We start from the raw sequence: 12,948 nt of genomic DNA, 5'->3' as shown, positions 1-12,948 counted from the left end.
CATGCGCCGGGTCGGAGCGCTCCGCCAGGTTGCGCTCTCCGCCGGTCGCGACATCGATGACACGCTGGGCTTCTGGCTCGACGTGCTCGGCCTGCCGGTGCACGCCCGCTACGACCCGCCCGGCATCGCCTTCATCATCGCCGGCAACGTCAGGCTGTTCTTCACCGGTGGCGTGCCGCAGGCGACCGTCTATCTCGACATCGCCGACCTCGATTCCTTCTACGAGATCGCATCCGACAAGGGCGTCGCCTTCACCACGGCGCCGACGCTGGTCCATCGCGACGCCGAGGGCGAGTTCGGCCCGGCCGGCGAAAGCGAGTGGATGGCGTTCCTCAAGGATCCGGCCGGCAACACGATCGGCCTCGTCGAGCGCAAATAAGATTCCGAAACCTGTCAAAAAGCAAAGGGCCCCTTGCGGGGCCCTCGCCTGTTGTCGTCATCCGAAGCATCAGGCTTCCGAGGCCATGGCAGCCTCGCGTACCTCGGCTTCATTTTCCTTGGTGCCGTTGAAGAAGGCGTTCAGCACCACCGCCGAAACCGAGGCGAGCAGGATGCCCGATTCGATCAGCGGGTGAAGGTTGTGCGGCATCCACATCTTGAAGTCGGGCGCCACCAGCGGGATCATGCCGAAGCCGATCGACACCGCAACCACGAACAGGTTGTTGCGGTTGGTCTTGAAGTCGACATTGGCGAGAATGCGGATACCTGTCGCCGCCACCATGCCGAACATCACCAGCCCTGCACCGCCGAGCACGAAGGTCGGCAGCGCCTCGACCAGCGCGCCCATCTTGGGCACCAGGCCGAGGATGATCAGGATCACGCCGCCGGCTACGCAGACGAAGCGGCTCTTGACGCCGGTGACGCCAACGAGACCGACATTCTGCGAGAAGCTGGTGTAGGGGAAGGTGTTGAACAGGCCGCCGATGATGGTGCCGAGACCGTCGGTGCGCAGGCCGGCCGAAAGCATCGGCTGGGTCACCTTCTTGCCGGTCATGTCGCCAAGCGCCAGGAACATGCCGGTCGATTCGATCATCACCACGATCATCACCAGAACCATCGTGATGATCAGGATCGGCTCGAAGATCGGCATGCCGAAGCGCAGCGGCGTGACCAGTTCGAACCAGCCGGCGGACGCCACCTTGTCGAAATGCATCATGCCGAGCGAGGCGGTAAGCACACCGCCGATGACGATGCCGAGCAGCACGGCGATGTTGGCCACGAAGCCCTTGCCGAACCTAGCGATCGCCAGGATCGACACCAGCACCACCGCCGAGATGCCGATATTGGTCAGCGGCGCATAAGCTGGGTTGGACACAGACGCTGCAAGCCCCAGCTTTTCAGGCAGCGGCGGGATTGTCGAGCCGGTGGCGGCGGCCATCTCGGTCACCGTCTTCAGCCATTCGGCGTGTTCGGGCGAAACCAGCTTCGGCGCGGTTGGACCGAACGGATTGCCGAAGATCCAGTTGATGCCGATGCGCATCAGCGAGGCGCCGATGACCACGATGATGGTGCCGGTGACGACGGGCGGAAAGAACCGCAGCATGCGGCTGACAAGCGGCGCGATCAGCAGCGCCACGATGCCGGCGCCGATGATCGCGCCAAAGATCATGCGTGCGCCATCCGGCCCCTGGTTGGCGTTGGCCATGGCGACCATCGGGCCGACGGCGGCGAAGGTGACGCCCATCATGACCGGCAGCTTGATGCCGAACCACTGGGTGGCGCCGAACGACTGGATGATGGTGACGACGCCGCAGACGAACAGATCGGCCGAGATCAGGAAAGCGACCTGTTCCGGGTCGAGCTTGAGCGCGCGTCCGATGATGAGCGGCACGGCGATCGCGCCGGCATACATGACCAGCACGTGCTGGATGCCGAGCGCGGCCAGACGAGGCGCCGGTAGCACCTCGTCCACAGGATGAGTACTATTGGACATGGCATTTGTTCCCCTTTTGCCAGCCGGTCCGAAGAATGCCGAAGAGGACCGGTTCCCTTCTCCCTAGGGATGGTGCAGGATCGTCTGGAACGGCCTTTCAGGCTATCAAGAATTATTTGAAATAATCGCGTGAAATTCATGAAGATCGTGACCTGGAATATCAACGGCGTCAGAGCCCGCATCGACAACCTGATGCACTGGCTCAAGGAAAGCGCGCCCGACATTGTTTGCCTTCAGGAAATAAAGACTGTCGACGAAGGATTTCCCCGTTTCGAGATCGAGGCGCTTGGCTACAACGTCGAAACGCACGGCCAAAAAGGCTTCAACGGCGTCGCTATACTTTCGAAACTGCCGTTCGACGAGGTCAATCGCGGCCTGCCCGGCGATGATTCCGACGAGCAGGCACGCTTCATCGAGGGCGTGTTCTCGACCGACAACGGCGTCTTGCGCGTGGTTTCGCTCTACCTGCCCAACGGCAACCCGGTCGGCACCGAGAAATTCCCCTACAAGCTGTCATGGATGGCCAGGCTGGAACGCTGGGCCGCCGAGCGGCTGGCGCTCGAAGAAGCGCTGGTGCTTGCCGGCGACTACAACGTCATTCCCGAGGCGATCGACGCCCGCAACATCGAGCTGTGGCTTGGCGACGCGCTGTTCCAGCCGGAGACCAGACAGGCCTTCCGGCGGCTCGAAAACCTCGGCTTCACCGAGGCGGTACGCTCGGTCACCGACCAGCGCGACGTCTATACATTCTGGGATTACCAGGCCGGCGCCTGGCAGAAAAACAACGGCATCCGCATCGACCACCTGCTGTTGTCGCCGGAAGCAGCCAACCGCTTCACTTCGGCGTCGATCGAAAAGCATGTGCGGGCGTGGGAAAAGCCGTCAGACCACGTGCCGGTGGCGATAGACCTCGCTCTCGCAGCCGCCTGAGGCAAGCCGCCAGAGCTGGCGGGGTATTGGCGGCGGGAGGCAGTTCAGCGCCAAAAGACGAGCGCGTGGCCTTCCCGGCGCTCGCTGCCCGGCCGAAGCCTACTGGTTGCCCTTGGTCAGGATGTCTTCGGCCAGCGAAATCGCGGTGCGGCGGTCGGATTCGTCGGCGAGCGCGAACGCCTCTTCCTGCATTCCCCGGATCCAGGGCTGGTCAGCCGGCTGGGCGCGTTCGAGGGCCGCGGTCATCATGGCGAGGCCGCGAACCACCTTGCCGCTCTCGAACAGCAAATTGCCAAGGGTCGCCTGGGCGCCGGCATGGCCCTTTTCGGCGGCAAGCTGCAGCCAGCGGCCGGCCTGCCTGACGCTGGCCTTCACGCCGCCATCGCCCTTGAGGAACATCTTGCCCATTTCGAACTGGGCATTGGGGTTGCGGTAGTTGGCGGCGGCGCGCATGTAGTATTCCTGCGCCGCGACCGGATTGGCCGAGACCGGGCTGCCAGGGATGCCATGCTTCATGTAGCCGCCGAGCGCCACCAGAGCGTCGGAAACATAACTCTCCTCGGGCGAACCGGGCTCGACGTCCTGCTCGGCGATCTCTGAGAAGAACTTGAAGGCTTCGTAGTCGTTCTGGGCCACGCCATCGCCTTCGGCATACATGCGGGCGAGCTTCCAGGTGGCGCCGATCTGGCCGTTTTCGGCAGCGTAGCGATAGGCTTCGACAGCCTGGTCCTTGTGGCCGCTCTTGTAGGCGGAGAAACCGAACTGGAACACCGCCCACGGGCTCGACTCCGGCTTCACGCCGGTCTTGTCGTCGAAGACCTTGTCGTCGAACGCCCGCGCCTCGCCGGCGGCGCCCAGCAGGGAGGCCGCGACAAGCGCCGAATAGGCTGATGCTCTTACCAACTCAGATATGCGCATAGCAGTGTGTTTCTTCCGCCCACCTCGGTGGGTGACCGTGCCGTCGCCGCCTGACGGGGCGGTTCCGGCACAATTCCAGATCGTCCCCGACCGATGTCCGGTCAGGCACGGCTTCCACTCTTTCGCCCTCTCCGCGAGTTCGACACCAGGCTGCGCCATGCCGATCCGCTCGGCCGGACGCGCCATGTCCTGAACATCTATGGCGTCAAGATGCGCGCTGTTTTCGACCAAAGTACGGCCAACTTCAGGCAAGCAACCGCGGTCGCGCAAAGGCATCGACCGGGCGCCGACGACATCAAGACTACTTCCGCGCGCGGCGCGAAACCTCACGGGCAAAGAACAGGCAGGCGCATGCGCCGAGGCTGCCGTCGTATGACGGCTCGGCAGCTTGGCCCTGAAGATCGCCTTGGCGTTCATTCCTGTTCCTGCCGCAGCATTGCGGCCCCTTGCACGTATCGTCCGATGTCCCGTCGCGGGCATCCCGGGTCCGAAGACCTATCCGGGGTGCGCCGGGTTTATGGCGGGAAATAGGCAATTGCCCCGCTTGGTTTCTTAGCCGAAAGCTTGAGGCAAAAGTGTTGCTGAATCGTCACAACTGTTGCCGACTTGCCGCGCCATGGTTTCCGAAACGCAAACGGACGCCGGCAACAAAAAAGCCGGGCGCAGGGCCCGGCTTTTGAAGGGGTTAGGAGGAGGTGGTCACCATTTGACCGAATAGCCACCCGACAAGGCAAATGCCCAGTCATTGCCAACAGCACGGTTGGCGCCACCATACTGCGTCTCTTCGCCCGCCGTGAGGTAGCTCACGCCAGCACCTGCGCGCAACTCGCCGCCAATCTTGTCCTTGAGAGATATGCCGGTGCCGATGGTGTAGGTATCGGTATGCAGATCCCAGCCAGTGCTGACTCCGCGATCCCAGGTCGCAAAGACGGTACCGGCTATAGAGTCACTAAATGAGTGACCAATGCCGCCGGTGACAGTCCACCCGTCTTGCCAGTTGTAGGTATCAACTCTGGTTGCCGCACCGGGGGGAGCAAACTTGTTCAAAACAAGGACCAATCGTTCGTTGACCGACCAGTCCGTCCACTTGATACTGCCGTAGGCAAGCCAACCCGGTGCTATGCCGCTCTGAACCTTAAGTTCAACGCTCTGGGGGAGTTCAGCAAAGCCCTGCGCAACCGGAGCTCCATTTGTGGTACCTTCAGCCGCGACATTCGTGCTAGAGCGATACATCAACTGGGCACGAAGCGCGATTTCAGGAATTTCGTACGCAATTCCTGCACGCCAACCAAAATCCTGATCCTGCAAGTCGACCGTTACCAACCCGTTCTGACCGACGAGATTGTAGTCGACGCTTTCAATGAAAGCGCCGCCCAGCACCGAAATGCGTCCCTTGCCAAGCTCATACTGGAATGCACAGGTTGCCCCGTATTCCATAACGGTGAAGTCTTCGTCACGCTTGAACAGCGTTCCATTACCTCCGGGGCCATACGTAACACCGCCGCCATAGGGCATACTCACAGTGCCCGCGCATGAAAGCTCGTCGAATATCTTGAACTTCACCGCTGCTGAAGGAACAACATAGGTGTCGGAGTAATCATAACCCGTCCCATCCGGGGAGGTATTCACTGTAAACTTACGGTCCGGACTAACCACCGTCATGCTGGTGCGCAGGTTGAAATTGCCCTGCTCGTACAGAATATCCGTATCGGCCGTGCCACGGCTGAAGCCGCCAGCCTGGGCTGCGCCTGCCGCAATGATCGTCAGCGCAGTTGCCCCCAGCAGCGCTTTAAGACGCGAAATGTTCATTTTGTGTCCTCTCCCGAATGCTCGCGATGAGAATTGACCGATTTCATTCTGATCACGCAACATTGATTTTTTGCAAACGCCGCAGCGCCGGAGCCAGGCTCGGCCGTCGCCGCCAACCTTCCTCTTACGCAAACGTCAATTTTGGTGGATTCGCTATGCCGACGGAAAGATTTCCAGGAAATTCCGGAGAAGCTTGCCCGGAAATCGGCATTTTTGGGGGTATATCAGCGCCTTGTTACATTATGGCAACAATCAGGCGCGAAATGGTTACATTGACCACAATTTACGCTGCGGCATGGCCATTCCGGTAGCAAAAGACGGTCCTGCCGCAGCGTCATTCCGCGGCAGGATTTCGACCTCGAATCGTCAGCCGGCGTCGCGAACCCGCGACAGCGCGGTGTCGAGTTTTTCCTGCGTCTGGCGATAGTCGTCGAGCTTTTCGCGCTCGGCGGCGACAATCTCCTCGGGCGCGGAAGCGACGAATTTTTCGTTCGACAGCTTCTTGTGCAGCCGGGCGATCTCCTCCGTCGTCTTAGCCAACTCCTTCTGCAGGCGCGCGGCTTCGGCCGTCAGGTCGATCAGGCTGCCGAGCGGCAGGCATGCTGTCGCCTCACCGGCGACGATCTGAGCGGCGCCCTTGGGCGCTGCCGCCTCGTGCGTGATCTCGCCGACACGGGCCAGGCGCGCGATCGCCGACTGGTGGCGCTTGAGGCGCTCCAGCGTCTCGTCATTGGCGCCGACGAAGACCAGGGGCGCGATTGCCGCCGGCGGCACGTTCATCTCCGAACGCACCGAGCGGATTCCGCTGACCAGGTCGACCAGCCAGTTGATCTCGGCTGCGGCCGCCGCATCCTCGAAGTCGGGCGCCGGCCAGGCCGCATGGCAGAGCAGCGACGAGCGCTCCTTGCCCTCGCCCGCGGTATGCGCCCACAACTCCTCGGTCATGAACGGCATCATCGGATGCAGCAGCTTGTAGATCTCGTCGAGCACGAACGCCGCGACGGCCTGGCTTTCGGCCTTGGCTGCCTCGTCCTCGCCCATGAAGATCGGCTTCAGCAGTTCCAGGTACCAGTCGCAGAAGGTGTTCCAGACGAAGCGGTAGGCAGCACCGGCCGCCTCGTTGAAGCGGTAGCTGGTGATCGAAGCCGTCACCTCGCGCGTGGCGCGGGTGAGTTCGGTCAGGATCCAGCGGTTGACGGTGAGCTTGGCATCGTTGAGCCAGAACTCGTCGTTGCGCGCCACGCCGTTCATCTCGGCAAAGCGCGTGGCGTTCCAGAGCTTGGTGCCGAAGTTGCGATAGCCGGCGATGCGCGCCGGGTCGAGCTTCACGTCGCGGCCCTGGGCTGCCATGATCGCCAATGTGAAGCGCAAGGCATCGGCGCCGTATTCGTCGACCAGTTCGATTGGATCGATGACGTTGCCCTTCGACTTCGACATCTTCTGGCCGCTCTTGTCGCGGACCAGCGCATGGACATAGACCGTGTGGAACGGCTCTTCGTCCATGAAATGCAGGCCCATCATCATCATCCGGGCGACCCAGAAGAAGATGATGTCGAAGCCGGTCACCAGAACGTCGGTCTGGTAGTAGGTGTCGAGTTCGGGCGTCTTGTCGGGCCAGCCGAGCGTCGAAAACGGCCACAACGCCGACGAGAACCAGGTGTCGAGCACGTCCTCGTCGCGGGTCAGGATCTTGCCGGGCTCGAAATTCTCGAGCTGCTCCTCGACCCAGGCCTTCCACGGCCCGTCGAGGGCGAGATAATGCTGGATGGCCGCGTCGAGGGCCTCTTCCTCGGTGCGTTCGACGAAGACGTGGCCGTCCGGACCGTACCAGGCCGGGATCTGGTGACCCCACCACAGCTGGCGCGACACGCACCAGGGCTGGATGTTCTCCATCCAGTCGAAATAGGTCTTTTCCCAGTTCTTGGGCACGAAGTTGGTGCGGCCCTCGCGCACGCTGCGGATGGCGGGCTTGGCCATTTCGGCGGCATTGACCCACCACTGGTCGGTCAGATATGGCTCGATCGGCACGCCGCCACGATCGCCATGCGGCACCATGTGCTTATGCGGCTCGATCTTGTCGAGGAAACCGCCCTCTTCCATGATCTGGACGACCAGTTTGCGCGCGGCGAAGCGGTCGAGGCCGTGAAGCTGCGCCCAGACACCGTCGCGCATGTCGCTGCGCTCGACACCTTCGAGGAATTCCTCGTTGTCGGCGATGTTGATGTTTGCCTCGACGGTGAGGATGTTGATCGCCGGCAGATTGTGGCGCTTGCCAACCTCGAAGTCGTTGAAGTCGTGCGCCGGCGTGATCTTGACCGCGCCCGACCCCTTTTCCGGGTCGGAATATTCATCGGCGACGACGGGAATCTTGCGGCCGACGATCGGCAGCACGACGTTCCTGCCGACGAGCGCCGCATACCGCTTGTCGTCGGGGTGCACGGCAACCGCGGTGTCGCCCAGCATCGTCTCGGGCCGGGTCGTGGCGACGCTTATATAGGTCGCAGGGTTTTCGGGATCGTAGACCTCGCCCTCGACCGGATAGCGGAAGTGCCAGAGGCTGCCGTTGACCTCATGCTGCTCGACCTCGAGATCGGAGATCGCCGTCAGCAATTTGGGGTCCCAATTCACAAGGCGCTTGTCCTTGTAGATCAGGCCCTGCTTGTGCAGCGTGACGAAGACCTCGATGACCGCCTTCGACAGGCCCTCGTCCATGGTGAACCGCTCGCGCGACCAGTCGCAGGAGGCACCCAGCCGCTTCAGCTGGTTGAAGATCATGCCGCCGGATTCGTCCTTCCACTCCCAGACCTTGTCGACGAACTGCTCGCGGGTCAGGTCGCGGCGATGGATCTGCTTTTCCATCAGCTTGCGCTCGACCACCATCTGGGTGGCGATGCCGGCATGGTCCATGCCCGGCTGCCAGAGCACGTTCTTGCCGCGCATGCGCTCGAAGCGGACGAGGATGTCCTGCAGCGTGTTGTTCAGCGCGTGGCCCATATGCAGCGAGCCGGTGACGTTGGGCGGCGGGATCACGATGGTGAACGGCTCCGCGCCCTCGGCAGCCCCCGCGCCGGCCTTGAAGGCATCGGCGTCTTCCCAGGCCTTGGCAATCTTGGGTTCGACGGTCTTGGCGTCGTAGGTCTTCTCAAGCATCGGAATTGGTTCCGTTTGGTCCGGATTTTGCTGGTCCGGTGTAAATCGGATGGGTGCGGGCAAGTCAACAGCACGGCCTGCCGCAACCGGGAACGAAAACGCCGCCCGAAGGCGGCGCTTTCATGTCGGCAAGGCCGAAATCGCTAAACGCCGCGGGCCACGCGCTCGATCTCTTCGCGTACCAGCCGCTCGACCAGCGTCGGCAGGTTGTTGTCGAGCCAATCCTGCAGCATCGGCCGCATCATTTCGGCAGCAATGTCGTCGAACGACTTGCGGCTGCGCGCCGCGTAGGCGTCGTTGAGCTCGCCGAAGGCGGCCGACACCTGGCGGCCGGCCTGTTCGGAAATGATCGCGGGCTTCACCGCAAACGGCTCCTCGGCAGCTGCCTGTTCGATCGGCGAGGCAACAGGCTCGACCGTCGCCGCCGCCGGAGCCTCGACCTCGGGCTCCCGCGCCGGGCCGGCCAGGCGCTCCATCTGCTCTACCGCAAGGGTGGACTTTGGTGCCCAGCTCGCCGTGGTCCGAGGCAACGCAGGGGCATTTTCGACATTCGTTTCGGCGATGGCCGGCTTCTGCTCGGCCGACGGCCACGTCACGGCGCTGGGCTCGGGTGCCTTGGTTTCGGCCACCGTCGGGGCCTGCGCGGGTTCAGCGGGGCGAACCGTCGCCGGCTTGGCCTGCAGCTCGGCCCTGAACGCCTCGACCTCGATGATGTTGCGGTCGCCGCGATCGTCTTCCGGCTCCGGGCGCATCTGCTCAAAGTCGACTGCCGGACGTCGTCCGGTGTCGTTGTCCTCGATGATCCTGCGAATGGAAGCGAGTATCTCTTCCATCGAGGGTTCGCGCTGAGCGCTGCTAGCCTGGGCCATCGTCACATCCGCCGCCTTTGTGACAGGTTACAAAACCCGCCCGTCGAAACGGGCTTCGAATCAGGACCTTAGCGTAGCCGACTGATTCCCCTTCGAGAATCCCCAATCGGACAGCCCCGGCGATTTCAACAGATTACCGCGCAATCCGTGGCCGCCAACGAGAAAGGGCGTCCGCTCGCTAAAGCAGACGCCCGTTTCAATTTCCGCACCCGGTGCGCTGGAGGTCAGCGGCCGTCCGGCGTCCGCAGTCCGATCCACTTGTCCTTGACGGCGTTGAAGTGCTCTTCCGGCCGGTACTTGGTGACATTCAGCCCGAGACGCTCGACCGACAGGTTGCCCGCGGCCGACAGGATGGCATAGCTCGCAACCACCACATCGCGCTCGGCGGTCGCCAGGTTGATTTGGGCGTCGATGACATCCTTCTGGGCGTTCAGCACGTCGAGCGTGGTGCGCTGGCCGACGTTGCGTTCCTCGACAACGCCGCTGAGCGCGAGCTGTGCAGCCGAGATCACTTCGCGATTGGCTGCAACGGCTTCGCGGGCCGCAGTGTACTGCGTCCAGGCGGAGGTCACCGCCGCACGCACCTGGTCACGGCTGACATCGACTTCGATGCGGGCCTGGCCAAGCGATTCCTTGGACTGGCGCACGGTCGCCGAGGCCCGGCCACCCTGGTAGATCGGCACGGTCAGCGTCGCGCCGATATTGGCCGACGTCGACCAGCCATCGGGAGACGTCGTGCTGGCCGGTGCATTGTCGCGATGAATCTGGGAAACACCGGCCGAGGCCGACAGTTGCGGCAGCAATGCGCCTTCCGCCGACTTCACCGAGAAGCCCGCGGCATCGACAAGATGTTCGGTGGCAAGGATCGCCGGGTGCTGATCGGCGGCGATGGAGGCCGCGCCGTCCAGGCTCCTGGGCAGAAGCTTGGCGAGCGGCGATGCCGCCTTCAGGTTCTTCGGCTCGTCGCCGACGATCTGACGATAGATGGCAGCGCTCGACAGCGCCTGGGCACGGGCAGCGCTGAGCTGGGCGAGTGCCGCCGAGCGCGATGCGTCGGCCTGGGCGACGTCTGTGCGAGTGCCCTCGCCGACGTCGAAGCGCGAACGCGCGGCCCGCACCTGCTCGCTCAGGAACTGCAGGTTGCGCTCGGTCAGCGCCGCCACCTGGCGGTCGCGGATCACGTCCATGTAGGCGCTTGCGGCATTGAACAGGATGTTCTGCTCGGTGTTGCGCAGGCTCTCGTTGGAGGCGCGCACACGTGCTTCCGCGGCGGCGACGTTGTTCTTGGTCTGGAAGCCGTCGAACAGCGACTGGCGAATCTCGACCCCGAACGAGCCGGTCGTGAGATGGCTGGTCGAGGAATTCCGCCGCGTCGTCGAATAGTCGATGCTGGCGGAACCATTGATGGTCGGCCGCCAGCCTGACTTGGCGATCGCGACGTTTTCATCGGTGACGCGCACGCCGGCGCGGGCCGAATTGAGCTGGGAGTTGTTCTGATAGGCCTTTGCCAAAGCTCCGAGGATCGTTTCGGCGGAGGCAGACAACGGCGACAGGGCCGTTGCGGATACCAAGGCTACAGCAAACACACTTTTACGGAAAAACGACACGCGCGTCCCTCATTCATTCTGCGGCGAACTGCCCTGAGGCAGCCATAATGCCCCTCGCCGGATCCGGCCTAAAGCGCTGATTCCAGACCAAAACAGTCCAGAATCAAATCACCCTCGTCCGGTTCTTAGAACATCACGACGCGTTGCGCACCGCAAGAAAAAGGCGGTCAGAACTCAAATTCGCGTGTGCGATTGAAGCCAGGTAGTGGCTTAACTGCCGCATTGAAGGCCCGGCGGGCCGTCACATTGCCGCCTGTCTTGAGGAAAATGCTGGCCACGCCGGCGTTTCCGCGCCCTTCGACGGCGACCAGGCGGCCGCCCTCCTTGAGCTGGGCAAGCAGCGCATCAGGCACCTGCTCGACGCTGCCGCCGACGAAAATGACGTCATAGGGGGCCTGCGAGGCATAGCCTGCGGCAAGCGGCCCGGAGACCACCACCACGTTGTCGCAGCCGAGCGAGGAAAGCGTCGAGGTGGCGGTTGCCGCGAGCGTCGGATCGCTTTCGAGCGCGATCACCGAGCTGGCGAGCTGCGACAGCACGGCCGAGGAATAGCCAGTGCCGCTGCCGACATCGAGCACGAAGTCGCGCGGGCCGATCTCGGCCAGTTGCGCGAGCTTGGCGAAAGGCGACGGCTCCATCAGGTAGCGCGGCTGGTCGCTGTCGGCGGTCGCGCCGTAGCGCAGATCCTCGTCGATATAGGCAAGCTCGCGCTGGGCGCTGTCGACGAATGCCTCGCGCGGCACCGAAAGCATGGCGGACAGGATGGCAGCGTCGGTCACGTCGGTGGTGCGGACCTGGCCGTCCACCATCTTCACGCGACGTTCGGAAAAATCAGCGTTCATATTCAACAGGCCCGCCTTCGGCGCATGACGCGCAAAACTGTGCCCGAATTCGGTCCTCGGCGGCGGTTGCCGAGGAAGCTGGAGGCCTCGCCCGGAATCGAACCGGGGTGCAAGGATTTGCAGTCCTCTGCGTAACCACTCCGCCACGAGGCCTCGCCGCTTCGGGCGTCTACACGGCTCCAATAGGTTGCCAGGATTCCGGCGTCAAGCGGGGAAGCTTGTTTCCCCATCGGTTTTGGAGAAGGCGCCCTCGATCGATGCCGTTGGGCAGCCAGGACGCGCCTGCCGCCTCCATCTGCCTCATTCAGCCGGACGCCGGCGCCGCTCCCACCAGACGATCAGCCGGCGGCGCACGCGCCGCACGACGTGGAACTCGTGAGAGAGAATCAGCAGGCCGAGCGGAATCATCCAGAAACCGAGCACCGGCAAGAATCCGAGCAGGCCCAGGAAGCAAAGGGCGATGCCAAGTCCGATGCGGACACCCCGCGATTGCGGCATGCGGAACTCGCGCCCCAGGATCGAAATCTTGCGCCTCGGCGGCTGATGGGGCTTCTTCTCGGTCATCGTTCCCGCTTGAATGGTCATCGGTCTGCGCCCGAATGCCGCGCCAAGCCGGCAAAAATGCGGGCGAAGCCGAGATATGAGGCTGCCCGGGGGTGATTACCAGAAAGGCATCTGGGAAAAACTCGCAAAAAGTTCGATTAGCGCTTTGCAAATCGCAAAACCGTTTGCTATACGCCGCCTCGTTCACATGAGCCCTGTTCCCCGGTAGCTCAGTGGTAGAGCAACCGGCTGTTAACCGGTTGGTCGCTGGTTCGAATCCGGCCCGGGGAGCCACTTTTTCCACAAAGTGCAGTTTTTACATCAGGGCGCAAACGTGCCGCTGGATC

At 62.9% G+C, this 12,948-nt stretch carries 10 protein-coding genes and 2 tRNA genes; 3 read left to right on the top strand and 9 right to left on the bottom strand.

Annotated elements, in window-relative coordinates:
* Position 1: 1 nt before the first annotated feature.
* Complete coding sequence (locus GGR00_RS11965; RefSeq protein WP_055970777.1) at positions 2 to 379, top strand: VOC family protein; 378 nt, start codon at positions 2 to 4, stop codon at positions 377 to 379.
* Positions 380 to 448: 69 nt separating this feature from the next.
* Here the strand turns inward: GGR00_RS11965 and GGR00_RS11960 are convergent, their stop codons facing one another.
* On the bottom strand, positions 449 to 1,933 hold the full coding sequence (locus GGR00_RS11960; RefSeq protein ID WP_055970775.1) for a nucleobase:cation symporter-2 family protein: 1,485 nt from the start codon (positions 1,931 to 1,933) through the stop codon (positions 449 to 451).
* A gap of 138 nt (positions 1,934 to 2,071) precedes the next feature.
* Between GGR00_RS11960 and xth the strand changes: the two genes are divergently transcribed.
* On the top strand, positions 2,072 to 2,863 hold the full coding sequence (gene xth / locus GGR00_RS11955) for an exodeoxyribonuclease III (RefSeq protein WP_055970772.1): 792 nt from the start codon (positions 2,072 to 2,074) through the stop codon (positions 2,861 to 2,863).
* Between the two features lie 99 nt (positions 2,864 to 2,962).
* Here the strand turns inward: xth and GGR00_RS11950 are convergent, their stop codons facing one another.
* The 8 genes from GGR00_RS11950 to GGR00_RS11915 all read right to left on the bottom strand — a co-directional run bounded on the left by GGR00_RS11950 (position 2,963) and on the right by GGR00_RS11915 (position 12,622).
* Positions 2,963 to 3,781 carry a tetratricopeptide repeat protein gene (locus GGR00_RS11950; RefSeq protein WP_055970771.1) on the bottom strand — a complete coding sequence of 273 codons (819 nt, stop codon included), beginning with the start codon at positions 3,779 to 3,781 and terminating at the stop codon, positions 2,963 to 2,965.
* Between the two features lie 699 nt (positions 3,782 to 4,480).
* Entirely contained in the window at positions 4,481 to 5,590 is a 1,110-nt protein-coding gene (locus GGR00_RS11945) for an outer membrane protein transport protein (RefSeq protein WP_184699537.1), read from the bottom strand.
* Positions 5,591 to 5,956: 366 nt separating this feature from the next.
* Positions 5,957 to 8,740: a valine--tRNA ligase gene (locus tag GGR00_RS11940; protein WP_184699536.1), complete on the bottom strand. Its 2,784-nt coding sequence runs from the start codon at positions 8,738 to 8,740 to the stop codon at positions 5,957 to 5,959.
* A gap of 143 nt (positions 8,741 to 8,883) precedes the next feature.
* Positions 8,884 to 9,609 carry a PopZ family protein gene (locus GGR00_RS11935; RefSeq protein WP_184699535.1) on the bottom strand — a complete coding sequence of 242 codons (726 nt, stop codon included), beginning with the start codon at positions 9,607 to 9,609 and terminating at the stop codon, positions 8,884 to 8,886.
* 224 nt (positions 9,610 to 9,833) lie between these two features.
* Positions 9,834 to 11,216, bottom strand: a complete 1,383-nt coding sequence (locus GGR00_RS11930) for a TolC family outer membrane protein (RefSeq protein ID WP_184699534.1) — start codon at positions 11,214 to 11,216, stop codon at positions 9,834 to 9,836.
* 167 nt (positions 11,217 to 11,383) lie between these two features.
* Entirely contained in the window at positions 11,384 to 12,058 is a 675-nt protein-coding gene (locus tag GGR00_RS11925) for a protein-L-isoaspartate O-methyltransferase family protein (protein ID WP_184699533.1), read from the bottom strand.
* Positions 12,059 to 12,137: 79 nt separating this feature from the next.
* A tRNA-Cys gene (locus GGR00_RS11920) sits at positions 12,138 to 12,211 on the bottom strand.
* Positions 12,212 to 12,358: 147 nt separating this feature from the next.
* On the bottom strand, positions 12,359 to 12,622 hold the full coding sequence (locus GGR00_RS11915) for a hypothetical protein (protein ID WP_055970755.1): 264 nt from the start codon (positions 12,620 to 12,622) through the stop codon (positions 12,359 to 12,361).
* Positions 12,623 to 12,820: 198 nt separating this feature from the next.
* Here GGR00_RS11915 and GGR00_RS11910 point away from each other — a divergent pair.
* Positions 12,821 to 12,895 (top strand) — tRNA-Asn (locus GGR00_RS11910).
* Positions 12,896 to 12,948: the final 53 nt, after the last annotated feature.

Source organism: Aminobacter aganoensis, from assembly GCF_014206975.1.
Lineage (GTDB): Bacteria > Pseudomonadota > Alphaproteobacteria > Rhizobiales > Rhizobiaceae > Aminobacter > Aminobacter aganoensis.
Note: the sequence above shows the minus strand (reverse complement) of the source record. Positions and strands in the feature narration are given on the sequence as shown.

Bases quoted from the DNA above. Each gene is read 5' to 3' on its own strand.
- GGR00_RS11965 (WP_055970777.1), top strand. From the start codon at position 2: ATGCGCCGGGTCGGAGCGCTCCGCCAGGTTGCGCTCTCCGCCGGTCGC.
- GGR00_RS11960 (WP_055970775.1), bottom strand. From the start codon at position 1,933: ATGTCCAATAGTACTCATCCTGTGGACGAGGTGCTACCGGCGCCTCGT.
- xth (WP_055970772.1), top strand. From the start codon at position 2,072: ATGAAGATCGTGACCTGGAATATCAACGGCGTCAGAGCCCGCATCGAC.
- GGR00_RS11950 (WP_055970771.1), bottom strand. From the start codon at position 3,781: ATGCGCATATCTGAGTTGGTAAGAGCATCAGCCTATTCGGCGCTTGTC.
- GGR00_RS11945 (WP_184699537.1), bottom strand. From the start codon at position 5,590: ATGAACATTTCGCGTCTTAAAGCGCTGCTGGGGGCAACTGCGCTGACG.
- GGR00_RS11940 (WP_184699536.1), bottom strand. From the start codon at position 8,740: ATGCTTGAGAAGACCTACGACGCCAAGACCGTCGAACCCAAGATTGCC.
- GGR00_RS11935 (WP_184699535.1), bottom strand. From the start codon at position 9,609: ATGGCCCAGGCTAGCAGCGCTCAGCGCGAACCCTCGATGGAAGAGATA.
- GGR00_RS11925 (WP_184699533.1), bottom strand. From the start codon at position 12,058: ATGAACGCTGATTTTTCCGAACGTCGCGTGAAGATGGTGGACGGCCAG.
- GGR00_RS11915 (WP_055970755.1), bottom strand. From the start codon at position 12,622: ATGACCGAGAAGAAGCCCCATCAGCCGCCGAGGCGCAAGATTTCGATC.